Annotated in this window: 13 protein-coding genes; 4 read left to right on the plus strand and 9 right to left on the minus strand. The window is 64.5% G+C overall.

Going from position 1 to position 19,084, the window contains the following annotated elements:
• Positions 1-67: 67 nt before the first annotated feature.
• A complete protein-coding gene (locus tag RR_RS04785) occupies positions 68-1,051 on the plus strand; it encodes an NAD-dependent epimerase/dehydratase family protein (protein WP_171814229.1) in 984 nt (327 codons plus the stop codon).
• A 3-nt stretch (positions 1,052-1,054) separates the two neighbouring features.
• Here RR_RS04785 and RR_RS04790 read toward each other — a convergent pair whose 3' ends face one another.
• Positions 1,055-2,125 carry a TrmB family transcriptional regulator gene (locus RR_RS04790; protein ID WP_011222865.1) on the minus strand — a complete coding sequence of 357 codons (1,071 nt, stop codon included), beginning with the start codon at positions 2,123-2,125 and terminating at the stop codon, positions 1,055-1,057.
• A gap of 183 nt (positions 2,126-2,308) precedes the next feature.
• A complete protein-coding gene (locus tag RR_RS04795; protein WP_011222866.1) occupies positions 2,309-4,873 on the minus strand; it encodes a glycoside hydrolase family 3 protein in 2,565 nt (854 codons plus the stop codon).
• A gap of 151 nt (positions 4,874-5,024) precedes the next feature.
• Here RR_RS04795 and RR_RS04800 point away from each other — a divergent pair, with 151 nt between their 5' ends.
• Positions 5,025-6,083 (plus strand): NAD(P)-dependent glycerol-1-phosphate dehydrogenase, encoded by a 1,059-nt coding sequence (locus RR_RS04800; RefSeq protein WP_011222867.1) that lies wholly within the window; start codon positions 5,025-5,027, stop codon positions 6,081-6,083.
• Here RR_RS04800 and RR_RS04805 read toward each other — a convergent pair.
• Positions 6,080-6,595, minus strand: coding sequence for a hypothetical protein (locus RR_RS04805; protein WP_007188304.1), 516 nt, complete (start codon positions 6,593-6,595; stop codon positions 6,080-6,082). The two genes, RR_RS04800 and RR_RS04805, sit on opposite strands and share 4 nt — an antisense overlap.
• Positions 6,596-6,715: 120 nt before the next feature.
• Positions 6,716-8,527: a S9 family peptidase gene (locus RR_RS04810; protein WP_049938704.1), complete on the minus strand. Its 1,812-nt coding sequence runs from the start codon at positions 8,525-8,527 to the stop codon at positions 6,716-6,718.
• A gap of 79 nt (positions 8,528-8,606) precedes the next feature.
• Between RR_RS04810 and RR_RS04815 the strand changes: the two genes are divergently transcribed.
• The gene (locus RR_RS04815; protein ID WP_011222870.1) at positions 8,607-9,665 is read left to right on the plus strand and encodes a glycosyltransferase; all 1,059 of its coding nucleotides are present in this window, start codon (positions 8,607-8,609) and stop codon (positions 9,663-9,665) included.
• Positions 9,666-9,713: 48 nt separating this feature from the next.
• On the opposite strand, the gene RR_RS04820 is transcribed toward RR_RS04815, so the two are convergent.
• Positions 9,714-11,453: a Na+/H+ antiporter NhaC family protein gene (locus tag RR_RS04820; protein WP_049938706.1), complete on the minus strand. Its 1,740-nt coding sequence runs from the start codon at positions 11,451-11,453 to the stop codon at positions 9,714-9,716.
• Between the two features lie 102 nt (positions 11,454-11,555).
• Here RR_RS04820 and RR_RS04825 point away from each other — a divergent pair, with 102 nt between their 5' ends.
• Positions 11,556-13,421, plus strand: a complete 1,866-nt coding sequence (locus RR_RS04825; RefSeq protein ID WP_004963031.1) for a DEAD/DEAH box helicase — start codon at positions 11,556-11,558, stop codon at positions 13,419-13,421.
• A 12-nt stretch (positions 13,422-13,433) separates the two neighbouring features.
• Here RR_RS04825 and RR_RS04830 read toward each other — a convergent pair whose 3' ends face one another.
• The 4 genes from RR_RS04830 to RR_RS04845 all read right to left on the minus strand — a co-directional run bounded on the left by RR_RS04830 (position 13,434) and on the right by RR_RS04845 (position 19,050).
• The gene (locus tag RR_RS04830) at positions 13,434-14,042 is read right to left on the minus strand and encodes a class I SAM-dependent methyltransferase (protein WP_011222873.1); all 609 of its coding nucleotides are present in this window, start codon (positions 14,040-14,042) and stop codon (positions 13,434-13,436) included.
• 101 nt (positions 14,043-14,143) lie between these two features.
• Positions 14,144-15,637, minus strand: coding sequence for a globin-coupled sensor protein (locus RR_RS04835; protein ID WP_011222874.1), 1,494 nt, complete (start codon positions 15,635-15,637; stop codon positions 14,144-14,146).
• A 137-nt stretch (positions 15,638-15,774) separates the two neighbouring features.
• Positions 15,775-18,219 (minus strand): dihydropteroate synthase, encoded by a 2,445-nt coding sequence (folP, locus tag RR_RS04840; RefSeq protein ID WP_011222875.1) that lies wholly within the window; start codon positions 18,217-18,219, stop codon positions 15,775-15,777.
• 114 nt (positions 18,220-18,333) lie between these two features.
• Entirely contained in the window at positions 18,334-19,050 is a 717-nt protein-coding gene (locus RR_RS04845) for a hypothetical protein (RefSeq protein ID WP_011222876.1), read from the minus strand.
• Positions 19,051-19,084: the final 34 nt, after the last annotated feature.

Below are 19,084 nucleotides of genomic sequence, written 5' to 3' on the forward strand. Positions count from 1 at the left end.
CTGTCAGACCGCGGCAGACGCTGGCGGTGAGCCACACTGTTTTGCTGGTCCCGTCCGAGAACGGCGTATGGACAGTGTCCTCGTCATCGGCGGCGGTCGGTTCATCGGTCGGCACACAGTCACCGAGTTCCGCGACGCAGGCTACGACGTGACAATGCTCACCCGCGGACGGCGTCAGAATCCGTTCACGAACGCTGAGGTTGCCCACATCGAAGGTGACCGACGTGAGCGGGACACACTCGAAACTGCTCGCGAGCGGGTCAACCCGGACGTAGTCGTCGACTGCGTGGCGTACTTTCCGGAGGATGTCCGAGTGGCGACCGACGTGTTTGCCGATGTCGGCGCGTACGTGTATATCTCAAGCGGCGCGGCCTACGGGGCTGAACGGACGCCCAAGCGGGAGGGGGAGACGCCGCTTGCAGGCTGTACTGCCGAGCAGGCCACAACTGACAGCGCGGAGACCTACGGGCCACGGAAGGCCGAAGGCGACCGCGAAGTGTTCGCTGCCGCGGAGGACGGCGTACAGGCGATGAGCGTCCGGCCGACCGTCGTGTACGGTCCCTACGACTACACCGAGCGGTTCGCCTACTGGGTCGACCGCGTGGCCGAATACGACCGGGTCGTCGTTCCCAGCGACGGCCTCAGCCTGTGGCAGATGGCCTACGTCGAGGACGTGGCGAGTGCGCTCCGTCTCGTCGCGGAGCGAGGGACGGCTGGCGAGGCCTACAACGTCGGCGACGAGCACGCGCCGACGCTCCGGGAGTGGGTCGACCTGCTTGCCAGAGTGCACGAGACGGATGTCGAGACCATCGGCGTCGGCGAGCGCGAACTCAGGGCGGCGGGGCTTGCCCCCGACGATTTCCCCATCTACCGCGACTCACCGCATCTGCTGTCGACGGCAAAGCTCCGAGGTCTGGGCTGGTCGTCGACGCCCCACGAAACGGCATTGGCGGTGACCGTCGCCGAACATCTGGAGAACGACCGAACCGGCCGTGAGTTCGGACCTGACCGTGACACGGAAGCAGCGCTTATTGACCGCCTAACCGAGTGACAACTACGCCCGGCGGAGCGTCGTGTGCTTGACCTCGTAGTCCTCTAAGAACGCACCGTATCCGCCGACGGTGATGCGGCTGTCTCCGGTATCGACGACCAGCGAATTCTCGAACCCGAAATCGCTGTTGTGGGGCGCAACGAGGTTCTGTCGGACATCAACCACCTCACCGGATATCACTTCGAAGTCGTCGTCGGAGCCCGTCGGCCGTGCGTACAGGTCGGCGACGACGGACTCACCAGCCCGGAGCGCAAGCGTGGTCGTGAACACGACGGGGCGGAACATATCGTACCGAGCCGGGAGTGACGGGGGTCGCGAAACGAGGACCTCCTCGCCTATCGGCCAGTAATTGCCCAGGTAGGAACCAACCAACACTGCTGCGACAGCCTCTTGCGTAAACGTGATCGCGTTCGTCTCGTCGTGGTCCCAGCTGAGCATCGTCGACGGAGAGACGAACCCGCGCTGCTGGTCCGTCGCAAGCAACGAAGGCGCGCCGTCGAGGCCGATTCGGACGGCGTTGGCGATCTCCTTCAGGTCCAACTCCATCGTCGCCCGGTCGTAACTCGACAGTGTCAGGAGCACGAGGATGCCCCGCTCCCGGGCACGGCGGAGCGGGTCGCGGATATCGGGGAGTCGTCGGGCCGGGATCTGAAGGATAACCTCGCAGTCGGCCGCTTCGATGTGTTGCTCCAGCCGTTTGACGATGGTCGGTCGGGACTTGACCACCTCGAAGGTGTTATTCTCGGCCGCGGTGTCCTCGTATCGGGTCTGTACTGCCGCCTCCAGTGTGTCCAGTTCGCGTTTTAGCGCGCTGAAAGCCTCCGACGGGGGTGTCGCGCGAATGACCGTCGGCGTCCGATGGTCGTCGACGCTGACGAAGCCGTCCACGGCCAGCGAATCACAGATGTCGTACACGTAGCTTTTGGAGACCCCCGCCGTTTCGGCCACCGTTCGGGCTGTTGCCGGTCCCTTTTCGACCACAGCGAGGTACGTTTCCGCCTCTGTCTCGGAGAGGCCATACTGCTGGAGTCGGTCCCGAACGGGCGCGCTGGGTTGGCGTGTGGAGTCAGGCATGGATGTCCTGCTGAAACCGTGCTGGCTGATTCTCTGTCACTGGATCGCTGTTTCAGCTAATCTAATCGAACATACATAATGATTGGTGGGTGTGGGAGCGGGCCGGCATGTGTCTGTGCGTAGTGGGTATTCGGGGTCCGGTGCGCCGGCGGGAACACCCCGGCGTAGGTTGCGGGACCTGTCTCAGGATCTCCCACGAACCTCGTCGAGCAAGTCAACGACGTCTTCCATGGTGGGGTCGCGGCTGGTGTTGTTGCCGTTACCATTGTTCCCATTATTGCCCCGACCGGGGGTACTCCCTGACCCGTCCGGGAGGCCCGGAACGGGGTCGGGATCGGTGATGCTCGCCGTGTTCTGGACCGTGAGCGTGGCCGTCGGGCCGTCTTGGCCGACAGTAAGTTCGTACTCACCGGCTTCGACGACCTTCGGGCCAAGTCCGAGCACGTCACCGGGAACGACCTCCAGCGCCGTCAGGTCGACAGTCACGTCGACTGTGGTCAACTCGCCGGGGCCCAGCGAGACGCGCTCGTAACCGAGCAGCCGGCGTCTCGGCTGGAGCACTGAGCCATAGGACTGGGTGTTAAACACCTCGACGATGTGCTCGCCGGCCATCCGGCCGGTGTTTGTCACCTCGACGCTGACGGTCACCTCGGACTGGTTCGCCGGGTTGCCGACAGTGGGCTGAGTGACCGAGACGCTCCCGTACTCGAAGTCGGTGTAGGAGAGCCCGTGGCCGTACTCGTAGATTGCGGTGTTATCTGTCCCGCCTGTCGATGTTGGGTCGTAACGGGTGTACTGCACGGGTGTGGTACCAACGTTCTCTGGCCAGCTGAACGGGAGCTTCCCGGAGGGATTGTACTCGCCGACCAGCGTCTCGGCGATAGCGACCCCGCCGTCGCTGCCGGGCTGGCCGGCAAACAGGAGGGCGTCAAGCTGGCTAAACGTTTCTGGAGACCCCCGTGGCGAACCGGCAAGCATGACGCCGATGATCGGCGCCGAATCGTCGGTGGACTCGACGACGGTGTCGAGAAGCGCCTGCTGGGACTCGTCGAGCACCAGTTCGTCCCGGTCACCGAACCCTTCGTTGTGGGTTCCCTCGCCGAGCACGACGACGACGACATCGGATTCAGGTCCAGCCGACTCGACCCGTGACCGCTGCTCGGCGGTAAAGTCGAAGTTGCCGTTCTCGTCGCTCTGCTGGTTCCCGCCGTCGCCCTCGCCGGCCCACCAGGTGGTGTTCTCGTACGAGGTGGGAACGTGCGTGAGACTGCCGACGCGAGCGCGGAGTTCCGCTTCGAGGAGGTTCTGGCGCGGGAACGGGCCGCCGGCGCTGGCCCCCTGCCAGCCGAGCGTCCAGCCGCCGTGTTGCATCAGCGCGCGGGTGTTGTTGCCGTTGCTGTCGACGCCGGGGCCTGTCAGCAGGACGCTCTCGTCGCCGGATAGCGGGAGCGTGTCATCAGTATTTTTCAGGAGGACCATCGACTCCTTTGCCATCGTCTCGGCGGTCTCCTGTGCGCCGCCGAGCACGGTCTCGATGCGGGACTCGTCGACTGTCGGCTGCTCGAACAGGCCGAGGTCGGCCTTTAGTTCGAGGATCCGCCGGACTGCCTCGTCGATGCGCTCCATCGGAATCGCACCGTCTTCAACGAGGCTGACCACGGTGTCGATGAACTGAACCGGGCCCGGCGCGTCACCGCCGTTACCGATCATGTACATGTCGACGCCGGCGTTGATCGCCATCTCGGTCGCCGTCTCGAAGTCGGGTGCGTAGTCGTGGTTCGTGATCATCCGGTTCAGGTCGTCCCAGTCTGAGATGACCATTCCCTCATAGCCGTAGGTGTCCCGAAGTAGCGTCGTCAACAGCCAGTGAGAGGCGTGGGCCGGAACCCCGTTTATCGACCCGCTGTTGACCATTACCGTCCCGGGTTCGGATTTCAGTGCCTCCCGGTACGGCGGGAGGATGTTCGTCCGGAGGTCACGCAGCGACGTCGAGGCCGGTGCGCGGTCGTTGCCGTTGTTCGGGATCGAGTAGGCCGCGAAGTGTTTGACACACGCCGTCAGCCGGTCGTCGTCCTCAAGCGCCCGTGCTCGCACCCGCGAGACATCCGCTTCGAGTTTCGGGTCCTCGCTGATGCCCTCGAAGAAACGGCCCCAGCGGGGGTCCCGCTGTAGATCAGTCGTTGGCGCGAAGGTCCAGTGTGCGCCCATCGACGCCGTCGCGTCGCTCGTGTGCCGTTCGGCCGCCTCGATCAAGCTCAGGTCGCGCGTCGCACCCATGTTCAGCCGTTGGGGGAACACCGTTGCCCCTGCCAGCAGGCCGTTCCCGTGTGTCGCGTCGACGCCGTAAAGGAATGGGATGTCGTGGTCGGCGTTTTCCAGGTTGTACTCCTGTAGGGCATTGATTCCCTGAACCACGGTCTCGCCGTCGAAGCTCGGCGGTTCGGCCCCACCTGAGAGGATCGACCCGACGCCGAGTTCGCTGAAATACTCGCCGACCGTGTCAACCCCGAAGCTGTCGGGGACGTTCGATTCCTCGGGTTCCGCCTCGAAGGAGCTAATCGCGACCTGCGTCATCTGGGCCGCTTTCTGCTCCAGTGTGAGGTCGCCGACGAGCGAATCGACGTCCGGTTGCGCCGCGGCGGTTCCAACACCTGCGCCGGTGGCAGCCGCTGCCGTGGCCACGCCGGTCGCTTTCAGAAACGTCCGCCGAGACGCTTGCATGCCGTCATCAGTCGTGTCATGTGCCATGACAGGCGCACCCAACCGTGGATGTTAATAATTGTTTTTGGAAAACTGGTGTGTAATCTTTGTCAAAAGATTTGCCGCCGGTTCGGTTTCGGCGCCCTGACTGATGCTGCGCACCTAAACTGTTTTCACGCGTGCCCGGAGACAGGCAACCATGTTCGAGAAACGCACCTGGATTCGCCTCCCCCGGAACGTCGTGGTCGGGCACGGAGTCCTCGGGCAGACGATAGAGGCCGTCAGCGAACTCCACCTGACTGGCCGGCCGCTGGTCGTCTCCAGTCCGACGCCGCACGATGTCGCTGGCAAGCAGGTCGTCGCACAGTTCGAGGACGAGGGGTACGACCCATCCGAGATCGTCATCGAAGAAGCCAGTTTCGACGCCGTCCAGCAGGTCATCGACCACGCGAGCGACATCGACGCGGGCTTCCTGCTTGGTGTCGGCGGTGGGAAAGCTATCGACATCACGAAGATGGCGGCCGACGACCTGGGACTGGGCTTCGTCTCGGTCCCGACGGCCGCGAGCCACGACGGCATCGTCTCCGGCCGCGGCTCTGTCCCCGAAGGTGATACGCGCCACAGCGTCGCTGCCGAACCACCACTGGCCGTCATCGCCGACACCGAGGTGCTGGCGGAGGCCCCCTGGCGGCTGACCACTGCTGGCTGTGCCGACATCATCTCGAACTACACTGCGGTTCGGGACTGGCAGCTCGCCCATCGCCTGAAGAACGTCCACTACTCGGAGTACGCCGGCGCGCTCTCCCAGATGACCGCCGAGATGCTCGTCGAGAGCGCTGACTCGATAAAGCAGGGGCTCGAGGAGTCATCCTGGATTGTCGTGAAAGCGCTCGTCTCCTCCGGCGTCGCGATGTCCATCGCTGACTCCTCCCGGCCGGCGAGCGGCGCAGAACACCTGTTTTCCCACCAGCTGGACCGGCTCGTCCCCGACGGCGCGCTCCACGGCCATCAGGTCGGTGTCGGCTCGATAATGACCGAGTACCTCCACAGCGGCCAGAAAGGCAAGTGGCGAGACGCCAGAGACGCGCTGGCGGCCATCGGCGCGCCGACGACGGCAGACGAACTCGGCATCGACGACGAGACGGTGATCGAAGCGCTGACCACGGCCCATCAGATCCGCGACCGCTACACGGTGCTCGGGGACGGAATGAGTGAAGAAGCGGCCATCGAAGCGGCGACGGTCACCGGCGTTATCTAAACCAGTTCCGCCACCGCGATATCGCCCGCGTCGTCCCACCGGATCGACGCTTCAGCCTCGCCGGTCGTCTCAGCGCCACTGCTTTCGGCCGCGGTGCTTTTGATCTCCGCGTCGAACACGATACTGAGCCGGTACACCGTCTCGGCGTCCGGGTCCGCCTCGTTTCGCACGCCACAGATGGTCGCTCGAACCGCGTCCCGAATCGTACACGCGACGCCGGCCGTTTCGGTGACGACCCGCTCGACCGCTGTCGCCGGCCGCTCGGCCCCCTGTGTCTGGCCTTGCGGGATCTCCCAGGACCCGTCAGCGTCGCTCAGCAACACGTCGCCCGACTCGTTGTGGACGAACGCGTGCACGTCGACCTGCCCCTCCCGTGAGCGCTCGACAGCACGCTGGTACGCCTCCGAGCCCACCGAAAAGGTGGTCTGGTCCACCGGCGTCGAGCCGAACTCCTGTTCGAGCCGGGCGAGACGCTCTTGCACCCGTGCTCGCGAGCGCTCGGCTATCTCCATACGAAACGGTGCTTCGGCAGCATAATAAATCCGCCTGAACACTCTCATGGTTTGAAACTACCCGGTGCACCGGTGACAACACGCGTACAGTGGACCCGCGACAACGTTAGTATGACTCGCTCAGACGTGGTCGTCGAGGAATTCGACGACAGCGGTGTACGCCTCAATGCGGTTCTCCCGCTTGCTGATGCCGTGTCCCTCGTCATCGAAAACGAGTTTCTCCACGGGAACTCCCTGTTCGGCCGCTTGCTCGGCGATTTGCTCGGCCTCGCCGACCGGGACACGCGGGTCGTTGGCCCCGTGGAGGACGAACAGCGGCGCGTTGATTCGGTCGACGTTGTTGATCGGCGAGATGGATTCGAGGAACTCGCGGTCCGTATCAAGAGACCCGTACTCGGCCTCGCGGAGTTCCCGCCGCCAGTCACCGGTGTTCTCCAGAAACGTCACGAAGTTGGCGATGCCGACTACGTCGACGCCGGCCGCCCAGAGGTCCGGGTACTCAGTCAGTGCCGCAAGCACCATGAAGCCGCCGTAAGACCCACCCATCGCCACGATTCGGTCGGGATCGACAGCCGGGTGATTGTGGAGCCAGTCGACGCCGGCCCGCAGGTCCTTTACCGAGTCCATCCGCTTTTCCACGTCGTCGAGGTGCGTGTAGGCCTTCCCGTAGCCGGTCGACCCGCGGACGTTGGGCTCGAAGACGGCGTAGCCCCGCGAGAGGAAGTACTGGGTCAGGCCCGAGAACGACGGTCGGCGCTGACTCTCCGGGCCGCCGTGGATATCGACGATGACGGGCGTGTCGCCGTCAGCACCGGCCCCGTCAGCTGCACCGTCCGGCGGCGAGAACAGCGCCGGAATCTCCCGCCCGTCGAAGGAGTCGAACCGGACGACCTCAGGCTCGATGAGCGTCTCCTGCGGGATGCCGGCCGTCGAGGCGGCCGTCCACTGCTCGCTTTCGCCGGTCTCAGTCTCGACGACGAACACGTTGGTGTTGACCGTCCGCCCGGTAACGCTGACGGCGAACCGTTCGGCATCGGGTCCCCACGAAACGCCCCCGGCCAGCCCGCCCGGCAGGTCCGGCGTCGGGAACGTCTCAATGGTTGTCGGCCCTGTCAGTTCGCCGACGGTGAGTTCGTTGTAGCCGTCGATGTTGCGCGAGTACACGAGACGGCCACTGTCCTTGTCAAGCGCGACGCCGTCGATGTTCCACTGGTCGTCCGAGCGGACGATGTCGAGGTCGCCCTCAAGCGAAAGGCGGGCAAGTTCGAGCGTGTCGCTTTCGGCGTCGGTGACGAGATACACCGCCTCGCCCTCCGGTCCCCACGACGCGCTCGTGTAGCGGACCTTCCCCTCGTGTGGCGTGAGATGGCTGCGGTTCCCGCTGTCGATGTCAAGCACGTAGATGTCCTGGTCGAAACTGGAGTGGGCCTCGCTGACCAGCAGGCGCTCGCCGTCGGGCGAAAAGCCGCCGACGGAGAACCAGCCGTCGCCCTCCCAGACCAGTTCCGCGTCGTCGCCGGTCGCGTCGCGGTCCTGTACGTAGATGTCGAAGACGGCCTCGTCGCGGCGGTTCGACGCGAACGCGAACCGCTCACCATCGGGCGACCAGCCGCCCCAGCGGTGTTTCGCGTCGGGCATCCCAGTGAGTTCGTGGATGTGCCCGTCCGCGTCGAGCCGGTATAGCTGCGCCCGCTCGTTGCCGCCCTCGTCCATGCCGAAGACGAGTTCCTGGCGTTCGGGCGAGAAGTCGACGAAGCTCACAGTGTCGTCGTAGAACGTCAACTGTTCGGGCCAGCCGTGGGGTTCGGGAAGCGACCAGAGCTGGGCAACGCCGGTCGTGTTCATCAGGAAAGCGAGCGTCCCGTCCGGCGCGAACGAGCTGCCGTAGGCGCTCCGGACGTTGAGATAGCGCGAAAGGTCGTACGCGGTCACAACGGGAGGGAGGGCAGGCACGGGCAAAACCTTTTGTTACAAACGGGGGCTTTTTGAGCGGCCACGTCGTCGCCCCTGTATGCGTGTCGCGGTCGTCGCCATGGAGACGAGTCAGTACCGGGACACAGTGGGCCGGACCCGGCTGGAGCGGGTGGCTACCGAACTCGCCGCTGCCGGCCACGACGTGACCGTGTTCTGTTCGCAGTGGTGGCCGGGGTTCGACAATCAGCGCGAGCGTGACGGCATCACGTACCGCGCCGTTACCGTCTCGCCGACTGTCCCTTCCTTCTGTGTCCGCCTCCCGGTCATGTTGGCACGATACCGCCCGGATGTCGTTCACGTTCACCCGACGCCAGCGTCAGTCGCGCTCGCGGCCAAGACCGGTGCAACGCTTTCGCGTGCGCCGCTTCTCACGGAGTGGTTCGGGGACGAGAATGTGCCCGAAAACCGCCGGGCTGGCCTTGCACTCCAGGCGTCCGACTGTCTCATCACCCCCTCCGAACTCGTCCGCACGCGGGTCCGCGAACGGGGGGCGACCGCGGACCAGACTGCGATACTCCCACAGAGCATCGACATGGACCTCGTCAGTGAAGTCGATGCTGGCGAGGAAATTGACGTGGTGTACGCCCACCGACTGGACGGCAGTGCGAACGTCGAATCGCTACTGCTGGGTCTGGCGGAGCTCAGGCAGAAGGGCTGGTCGGCGACGATCATCGGGGATGGGCCGGAACGAGCGCACTACGAACAGGAGGCGGCCGACCTCCGTATCGACGACCGCGTGACCTTCGCTGGCGCGTGCGACACTGAAGAGCGCGTCTCGATTTATAAGGGTGCGCACGTGTTTGTCCAGACAGCGTTCCGGGAGTGCTTCGCCACAGATCTCCTCTGGGCGATGGCCTGTGGCTGTATCGGCATCGTGGAGTACCAGGCCGAGTCGTCTGCTCACGAACTCATCGAGCAGCGCGACCGTGCGTTCCGAGTGACGAACCCGCAGGAAATCGCCGACAAAATCACCGAATCGGCCGGCTTCGAACGCCGGACCGTCGACGAGTCCTGCGCCGAGTTCGACCACGCGCAGGTCCGGGCGAGGTACGAGGACCTTTACGAGAAGCAAATTGAGGATGCCGGTCTTTTCTAATCGGCACGGGGCTCAGACGCGGTGAGGACGGGGACAAATCGCCGCCCGTCAGTACGGGATGACGCGGAACCCTTCTGGAAGCACCAGTCCGAACACGAGGAACAGCACGGCCGCGATACCCGCCGCCATGAGGGCGTAAGGTGCCTGGCTCCTGACGTGGACCATGTGGTCGCTCCCGCTCGTTGAGGAGGCCAAGACGGTCGTGTCGCTGATTGGCGAGGTGTGGTCACCGAAGATGCCGCCGCTGAACACCGCGCCGAGGACCAGCGGGAGGTTCGCGCCCGTCGAGAACGCCAGCGGGATGGCGATGGGGAACATGATGCCGTAGGTCGACCACGATGACCCGTCGGAGAAACTGACGAAGGAAGTCACGAGGAAGACGCCCACCGGAATGATGAACGCCGGCACGCCGCCAAAGACGTTCGTCACGAACGACGAAACACCCAGTATCGTCACTGCGTTCTGGATGGAACTGGCGAACATCAGGATGACGGCCGCAAGGAGGATGCCCTTGAAGCCGACCATCATCGCATCAGTCGCGTCGTCGTTCGACGGGATGTCGCCCTTCCAGCGATACAGCAGGAAGCCGACGATGAGCGCGGAGAACGAGGCCAGACCGAGCTGGACGCCGCCGATGTTGAACGCCCAGGGACCGCTTGGCGGCGTGATTAGCTGCCAGCTGCCGAGCTGGAGCAGCGTGGCCCCCATCCCTTCCTTCCCCTTGACGTAGATGACGGGGCTGGCCCGCCAGAACATCGCGCCGAGGCCGACGACAATCATCGTGAGGATCGGCCAGGCGAAGTTCCGCCAGTCCGGCGTGGCAGTTTCGGATACCTCGTATTCGTCCATCTCAGCGGAAATCATCGGGTCGGCGTCGTCGCCGACGACCTTCCCCTCGTTTCTCGCTCGGGACTCCTCGGTCCCCATCCCGTAGATGTTTGGCACGACTTGCCACGCGACGAGGCCGGCGAGGCCGAGCGCGATCCACGAATAGAAGCCAGTAAACAGCGTGTTGAAAAACAGCGGCCAGACGGCCCCGGTCGCCGCGGTAACTTGCTCGCCGCCGGTGTTCACGAAGTTTGTCATCCCGGACGGCAGCGTCCCCTGCTGCTGTGCCTCGACGAGGCCGCCCCCGATGAAGCCGACCATCGCCGCCCCCCACGTCGAGTAGAACGCGAGCCGGGAGGCCGGCGACCCCGCTGAGTCGACGTAATAGGCCAGCTTGGCCCGCGAGACGTCGAACTTGTCGGTCAGCGGCCGCATCATCGAACCGACCACGAGGCAGTTGAAGTAGTCGTCAATGTGGATTGCGATACCGGCCAGGAACGCGGCCTTCTCGGCGTCTGCGGCGGACTCGGCCCGCGCCACCAGGGCCTCCAGCACGCCCTGTATCGCACCGGCTCGAATCATCAGTCCGATCAGCCCACCGATGGCAAAGATGGCGAGCAGGACGTTCTTGACGTACCACTCCCCGAACAGCGGGGCCGTGGCGATTATTTCCGGAACGAGCTTCAGTCCGAAGATACCGCCAAGTACGATGCCACCGACGCCGACCGTCCAGGGACTCCCGTCCTCGGCCTGTGGCTGGACGGTCGCCACCTCACCGCCAGCGGTGATCAGGTCCGATGGGACCCCCACTGCCTGTGGGTGTAATGCGCCCACAAGGACGCCTGTGATGACGATGCCCACGAACAGCCCGATAAGCGCGTCTCGGGTGTACCAGGCGAGACCGATGGCGACGAGCGCTGGAACGATCGACCACGGTCCAGCCGCGATTCCCTCAACCATGCCGGCAGGTCTAGGTGGCGCTATATTAAGGTATGTATTCACACCCGCGTCAGGGACGGTCCAGACGAAACCCGTTTGAGCGTCGGTCCCCTCCATTCGGTAGTGACAGACGAGGAGCCAGCCGACCGAGACGACGACTCTGACTCCACCCCGGAACTCGAACTCGACGCCGTCTACGACGCCATCGACGCCGTCGGCCGTCCGCATCTGACGGCGACGGAGTTCTCTCGCAAAACGGATCTGACGCCCGACGAGGCACGGGCGGCACTGGAGCGTCTCGCCGACGACGGCGACATCGAGCGTCAGGACGTGTCCGAGGTCGAGTCCGTGTGGTATCCGACAGATATTGCCGAGGTGACCGACCGCGAGCGTGTGGTCCTGTTTCCCGACCGCCGGGAAGTCGTCGTCGAACATCCCGACCAGTTCACGCGAGCACAGCTCTCGCAGTTCGCCCGCCTGCAAGACACCAACCGCTCGGGCGGCTACGTGTACGAACTCCGCGAGGAGGATATCTGGGCCGCGCCCCACGAGTCCTTAGACGACCTTCTGACGACGATGCGGGACGTGCTGGGCGAGCGCTCGCCTCACCTCGAAGAATGGGTGACGAGCCAGTGGGAACGAGCCCGGAAGTTCCGCCTGAAGACTCACGAAGACGGGTACGTCGTACTCGAAGCTGAAAGCGACGACCTGATGGGCAATGTCGCACGCCCGAAACTTGACGACGACCACCTCCGAGCCCCCATCTCGGACTCGGAGTCGTGGGTCAACGAGGACGCGACCGCCGAAATCAAGCGCACGCTGTACGAGGCAGGCTATCCGGTCCGGGACGACCGTGATCTTGAAACGGGCGACGCCATCGAGATGGATTTGCGCCTGCGCCTGCGAGACTACCAGCAGGACTGGGTGGAGCGGTTCACCGAACAGGGCTCGGGCGTGTTCGTCGGCCCGCCCGGGTCGGGCAAGACCGTCGCCGCGATGGGTGCGATGGCCGCCATCGGCGGCGAGACGCTGATTCTCGTCCCCTCGCGCGAACTTGCGACACAGTGGCGCGACGAACTGGTCCGACACACCTCCCTGACCGACGACGATATCGGCGAGTACCACGGTGGTGAAAAGGAGATACGCGCCGTCACTATCGCCACCTATCGAACCGCCGGAATGGACCGCCACCGGAAGCTGTTCGACCAGCGCAAGTGGGGCCTCATCGTCTTCGACGAGGTCCACCACGTCCCCTCGCCGATTCACCGCCGGAGCGCGGACCTCCAGACCAAACACCGGTTGGGATTGACCGCCACGCCGACCAGAGAGAGCGACGACGAGGAGGAGATATTCACGCTCATCGGTCCGCCAATCGGGACGGACTGGGGCAAACTGTTCGACGAGGGCTACGTCGCCGAACCGGAGGTCGAGATCCGTCTCGTGCCGTGGGGGGACGAAACCGAACAGTCCGAGTACAGTTCCACGTCGGGCCACGACCGCCGACAGGCCGCCGCCAGCAACACCGGAAAAATCGACGAGATACGCTACGCGCTGGCCGAGAACCCGGCCGCGAAGGCGCTAGTGTTCATCGAGTACCTCGACCAGGGTGAGGCTATTAGTGAGGCCATCGATGCGCCGTTTATCAGCGGCGAGACGCCACACGCCCGCCGGGAGAAGCTGTTTGACGAGTTCCGCCGCGGCGAACTGACCACGCTGGTCGTCTCCCGCGTCGGCGACGAGGGTATCGACCTGCCGGACGCCGAACTCGCGCTCGTCGCTTCCGGACTGGGTGGGTCCCGTAGACAGGGCGCACAGCGGGCCGGGCGGACGATGCGCCCCGCTGGTGACGCCCGGATGGTCATTCTCGCGACGCGAGGGACGACCGAGGAGGACTTCGTCCGTCGCCAGATGCGCCACCTCGCTTCGAAGGGCATCCGCGTGACCGAGACGGAGGCCGAGGCCGTCGAGCCACCGGCAAAGACGGAGTGAGCAGGGATAGGGCTACGCTCGCGCCCGGAAAAACGCGAACACCCCACCGAGTTCGTCGTCGACGGTCTCGACGTCGGTGACGGAGAAGCCGGCCTCGGCCAGTAGCTCGCGATTGCGCTTGCGGCCGTGGAAGCTCCAGGCCATCTCGGTCCCGGTCTCCAGCCAGTCCTCGTTGTTGCCTTCCCATTGTTCGTTGCCCAGCGCGGTCAGTAGCCGACCGCCCGGTTCGAGCACGCGCTCGAACTCGGCGAAGACGGCGGCGTGTTCCGCTCGCGGGACGTGGATGACCGCGTGCAGTGAGACGATCGCATCGAACGTGTCTGCTGGGAACGGCAGCGCTGCCAGATCTCCCTGACAGAGCCGCGGTCCGGGGACCCGCTTGCGCGCCGTTCGTAGCTGCTCGCGAGAGATATCCAGCCCCGTGACAGTGTGGTTGGCTGCGAGAACGTCCATCGCGGGCGTCCCAGCGCCACAGCCGGCATCGAGGACCCGACTCTCGGCGGGCAGACGGTCCGCGAGGGCCGCGACCAGACCGCGCTCGCGACCCTCGCCGTCACGCTCGGCCGCGTAGGTTGCGGCGATATCGTCATAGCCCTCACGGACGATGTCGCGTCGGTTCATACGCGGTGCTCTCGACAGTCCGGAATAGCTCTTTGGGTGGTGTGTGAGCGGGTACAACCCGGTTCCACCCCTCTGATTATGTGGCTGGCTGGCGCTCGAAGTTACGCTGTATCTGTGTCGAGTCGACGTGCGGTCTCGGCCACGTCCTGAATCTTCTCTGTCTGTCTTTCGTTCGTCGCCGCGAGGTCGTCGAGCTGTGCCGACATATCGTCGATGCCGCTCGACAGTTCGTCGACCATGCTGGCGACCTCTTCTGTCGACGCCGCCTGGTCGTCGGTCGCCGCAGAGACCTCCTGAATGCCCTGTGACGCCTCGTTGACCGCCGAGACGATCTCTTCGAGCCGTTCGGCTGCCGTCTCGACCTGGTCGATGCCCTCAGTCACCTGCTCGGTCACGGTTTCGAGGCTTTCGACGGCGTCGACGGTCTCGTCCTGAATCTCCGTGACGGTGTCCTCGATCTGGTTCGCGTGTTCCTGTGAATCCCCGGCGAGCGTCTTGATTTCGTCGGCGACGACAGCAAACCCATCGCCAGCCTCTCCGGCGCGTGCGGCCTCGATGGAGGCGTTCAGCGCGAGCATATTGGTCTGGTCAGCGATGTCGTTTATCACTTCGACAATGTCATCGATTTCGTCGGCCTGCTCTCGGAGGCCGGCGATGTCTGTGGAAACCGTATCGACGGCGTCGTCGACATCGTTCATCATGGTCGCGGCCTGCTGTGCGGCTTCGTTCCCGCGTTCAGCCTTTTGTTCGGCCGATGTGCTGGTACTCGCCACCTCCTCCGCGGTCGAGGCAATCTCCTCGATTGTCGCGCTCATATCCGCAACCTCGCCCGCCACTTCGTCCATCGACTCGGATTGGGTTTCGGCCGTCATGGTAATCTGCTTGTTCGTCTGTGCGACCTCCTCGGCTGAGGCGCTCAGTTCGTCGATTGGCTCCTGTAGTCCGCTTTCGACTTCCTGCATCAGCGTTTGCTGGTCATCGATTGCCGATTCCAGACGCTGGCTGTACGAGTCGATGTAGGTGTCCATCGCGACCTGCTGGTCAAGATTCAGGAGTTTGAATACGGAGAGCGCCCGCGACTGCATTTCTTCGAGGGCCTCGTCCCGGGCAGCGTCGCCTGATTGCAGGTCTTCGACGATTGTCCGCAGGAAGTGTTCGAAATAGATGCTGTAGGCCCCAAGATATATTTTCGGGCCGAGGTCGAGCATATCGTGAATCTTCCCGATACGGGCCCGGTTCTCGAAGTACTGTTTGTCGTAGGTCCCGGCGACTAGGTCGCGGAGGTACTGCGTCTGTGTGTTTTTGAGCTGGTCGACTGACTTGGTTGACCGCCCAAAAATCTCGACAGTCTCGTCGAATGACTGCAGATGATCGTAGAAGTCGTCGACGACAGCTTCGGCTCGGGCGTTCGTCTCGTCTGCCATCGCGGTGAGATTGTCGACGTCCGACCCGTCAAATCCAGTGAATTCCTTCCGCCAGCGTATCTCTCCGGCGTCCAGCCCGATACGGTCGGTGAGCGTCACACCGTCGACGCCTGCCCTGTCAGATTCAGTGATACGCGCTCGTGGGCCTGTACGCTCGTGCTGAGATGCCATGGCGAAAGGTCAACAGACATAGGGGTTATATGTTCGCCCCTAATTCTCACCATTGAGAAATATAAACAGAAGGGCTAAAAATTTGGGGTCGGCAGTCACGTCCGGCGATTATCCGGCCGCCTGTTCAGCAGTCAGAATCAGTCCTCGAATTTCTGTGGATCACGGGCTGCCTCGGCGACGCGAACAGCAGCAACGTTCTCCGGGACGTCGTGGACGCGAACGATGTCGGCCCCCCGTTCGGCCGCCAGCGTCGTCCCGGCGATGGTCGCCTCCAGACAGTCGCCCGCTTCTTGCCCGACCAGCCCGAACAGCGACTTGTGGGAGTGCCCAACCAGAATCGGGCAGCCGAGTGCCTCGAATTCCGGGAGGCGGTCGAGCAGTTTGAAATCTTCCGTGGGCGATTTCCCGAAGCCGACGCCGGGGTCGACGATAATCTGGTCGCGGTCGAGCCCGGCCTTTTCGGCGAGCAGAATGCGCTCGGTCAGCTGGTCGATGCAGTCCTCGACCACGTCGTCGTAGTGGATGTCGCTGTCCGGGTCGACTGGTGTCTCGATGGAGTGCATCACAACCACCGGCACGTCGTACTCGGCGGCGACGAGGCGCATCTCGGGGTCTTCGAGGCCGGACACGTCGTTCAGGATGTCCGCGCCGGCGTCGAGTGCCGCTCGCGCGACAGGGGCCTTCCGCGTGTCGACGGAGATGGCGACATCTAGCTCCGAAAGCCGCTCGATAACCGGGACGACGCGGTCAATTTCCTCCTCGACCGGGACTGGTTCGGCACCGGGTCGAGTCGACTCCCCGCCGATATCTAGGATGTCCGCACCGGCCTCAACCATCCGCTCGGCGCGGGCGACGGCATCCTCGACGGCATTGTACTCGCCGCCGTCGTGGAAGGAGTCCGGAGTGATATTGCAGATACCCATGACGGCCGTCCCGTCGTCCCAGGGATACGCTGCCGACGTGTCGGGCTCGGACTGTTGGATGGACAGCGCCCCCCGCAGTTCGTCGGCGAACGACGCGAGCCCGTAGGGCTGGCCGTCCAGCTTCTCCGCGAGGCGCTTGTACTGGGCCATCGTCGCCATCATGACCACGTCGAGGGTTTCCTCGCCCTGTCCGTCCAGCCCAGAGACGGCACATTCCCCACCCAGCGACAGCAGTTCCTCCTTGAGGTACTGAGCCTGTCGCGGCTGGACACGGGTACGCAGGACGCGGTGGACGCCCTTGCCTCGCATCCGCCAGGCCCCGGTATCGGTAATATGGGCGCTCTCGATGGTTTCCCGAGCCTCGGCCAGCGAATCCACCTGTTTGGGGACTAGCGACCGTGACCAATTAGTCCGGGCCTCCCGCACGGCGTACAGCGACCCCACCACGAGGACCGCGTCGCCGGAATCCGCGGCGTCGAGTGCGATATCGAGCGCCCCTGCAACGTCGCTGCGCGTCTCGACCGTGGCATCGGTCGCGTTCTCCACCGCGGCCGCAACGACGTGGTGGGACTCCGCCCGGTCGACGTTGGGTTGGCAAGCGACAACGTGGTCCGGGTCCGGCAGCGCCGCGGCGATGCGCTCGTGGTCCTTGTCGACCATCGCACCGATGACGACGTGGAGGTTGTCGTAGTCGAACGAGGATAGCGTCTCCGCGGTGCGCTCGATGCTTCCGGGGTTATGAGCCCCATCGAGGACGACCAGCGGCGACTCGTTCATCACCTCGAACCGACCGGGCCAGTGGGCGTTTCGCAGGCCGCGTTCGAGGTCCGTCTGTGAGATGTCCGCGACTTGCTGGCACAGCGTGGCTGCGATTCCGGCGTTCTGTGCCTGATGTGCGCCCAGCAGCGGGAGGTAAGTATCGACGCGCCAGCCGGAACCGTCGACTGAGACTGCCCCTTCCAGCCCTTCACGACCGTCGTACGTGGCCGTCACGTCGGCATCGTCGCCCTCGCCGACAGTCACAACGTCGTCGGCGACCTCGCGGACGGCGGCCAGCGCGTCGCCAGTCGTCCCAGCCACCAGTGGGGCGTCCTCTGGGGCGACGTGGGCCTTGTCGTACGCGATTTCTTCGACGGTGTCGCCGAGGATGTGGGTGTGTTCGAGCGTCACGGACGTGACAGCGCTGGCGACCGGGTCGACCACGCTCGTGGCGTCGTATCGGCCGCCGATACCGACTTCCAGCACTGCGATGTCGATGTCCTGACGGTCGAACTCCCACAGTGCCAGCGCGGTCATCGTCTCGAAGAAGGTGGGCGAGTCGTTGGCCGCGGCCTGTTCGGTCATGTCCGCTCTGACCGACTCGACGAACTCGACGAGGGCGGCTTCGGAGAGCTTCCGGCCGTTGATACGGATTCGCTCACGCACGTCGTCGAGATGTGGGGACGTGTACAGTCCGACATCGAGGCCGGCTTCCCGTAGCGTTCGTTCGACCATCCGCGCGGTAGACCCCTTTCCGTTGGACCCCGCAATCTGGATGCAGCGAAGCCCCTCCTGTGGGTCACCGAGCGACGATAGCAGGTCCTGCGTGGCATCAGTACCGGCTCGCGGGGCGAACCGGCGCAACTCGAAGAGGAAGTTCGCGGCCTCGTGGAACTCCATGGTCGGGCTATCGGAGCCGCTCGCTTTAGCCTGTCGGACTGGCACGTGTCTCCGGCGTGAAGACGCCCCGAACAGCCCGCCAGCCGTCGGCCTTCGCTGTCCTGCGAGCGACAATTACGCCTGTTCGTTCCGGTCGCGCGTGGCCCACCGACCGAGCGCGCTCGACAGAATCAGGAACGCGGCCCCAAGCAGCGGTGCCGGGTCGATCTTCGCTTCCGGCCGTTCATCGGTGTCTGTCTCATCGTGCTCCGGTTTCTCTCGCTCCAGCGTCTCCGCTCCCATCTCAGACCCGGTGACGCCAGCCGGCTCGGTCTCTCTCCCGTGGTCCTGCTGTCGATGCCCGGACTCAGTTTGTGGCATCTCTGCGGCCAGCGTTGTCTCTTTGGTCTCCGGGGTTTGCGTGTCCTCGGCCTCTTCTACCGCTGCTGTCGGCTCGAACTCCGTTTCGGTTGGCGATGGCGTGTCAACGGCTGACTCGGCCGGTGATGCCGTCGCATCCGGGCCTTCCGTGTCCCATTCCGACGCATATTCGTCAGCACTACCAACATCGGTTTCGTCAGCGTTGCGGCGACGGTACCACCAGAGGCCGACCGTAGCCCCGCCGAGCGCGATGAGGGACAGCCCCGTGCCGAGCAGCCCCCACTGTCGCCACAGCGACCCGAGGCGGTCCGTGAGACTGGGGCCGGAATCCTCGGCCTCATCCGGCTCTGCTGGTCCCGGTGATGGGACAGCAGTGGCGTCGTCGACAACAGCGACGCCGGGAACAGCGTCAAGCACCGAGGCGACGGCGTCCCGTTCCACCTCGACTTCAAGAAACGTAGGTGCGTCCATACCTGACCTGTCGTCGGGCGACCATGTAAAACCC

Source organism: Haloarcula marismortui ATCC 43049 (assembly GCF_000011085.1).
GTDB classification, from domain to species: Archaea; Halobacteriota; Halobacteria; order Halobacteriales; family Haloarculaceae; genus Haloarcula; species Haloarcula marismortui.

Excerpts from the sequence above, each read along its gene's own strand:
- RR_RS04830 (WP_011222873.1), bottom strand. The coding sequence starts at position 14,042 with ATGAACCGACGCGACATCGTCCGTGAGGGCTATGACGATATCGCCGCA.
- RR_RS04845 (WP_011222876.1), bottom strand. The coding sequence starts at position 19,050 with ATGGACGCACCTACGTTTCTTGAAGTCGAGGTGGAACGGGACGCCGTC.
- RR_RS04800 (WP_011222867.1), top strand. The coding sequence starts at position 5,025 with ATGTTCGAGAAACGCACCTGGATTCGCCTCCCCCGGAACGTCGTGGTC.
- RR_RS04815 (WP_011222870.1), top strand. The coding sequence starts at position 8,607 with ATGCGTGTCGCGGTCGTCGCCATGGAGACGAGTCAGTACCGGGACACA.
- RR_RS04805 (WP_007188304.1), bottom strand. The coding sequence starts at position 6,595 with ATGGAGATAGCCGAGCGCTCGCGAGCACGGGTGCAAGAGCGTCTCGCC.
- RR_RS04835 (WP_011222874.1), bottom strand. The coding sequence starts at position 15,637 with ATGGCATCTCAGCACGAGCGTACAGGCCCACGAGCGCGTATCACTGAA.
- RR_RS04820 (WP_049938706.1), bottom strand. The coding sequence starts at position 11,453 with ATGGTTGAGGGAATCGCGGCTGGACCGTGGTCGATCGTTCCAGCGCTC.
- RR_RS04785 (WP_171814229.1), top strand. The coding sequence starts at position 68 with ATGGACAGTGTCCTCGTCATCGGCGGCGGTCGGTTCATCGGTCGGCAC.
- RR_RS04795 (WP_011222866.1), bottom strand. The coding sequence starts at position 4,873 with ATGGCACATGACACGACTGATGACGGCATGCAAGCGTCTCGGCGGACG.
- folP (WP_011222875.1), bottom strand. The coding sequence starts at position 18,219 with ATGGAGTTCCACGAGGCCGCGAACTTCCTCTTCGAGTTGCGCCGGTTC.
- RR_RS04790 (WP_011222865.1), bottom strand. The coding sequence starts at position 2,125 with ATGCCTGACTCCACACGCCAACCCAGCGCGCCCGTTCGGGACCGACTC.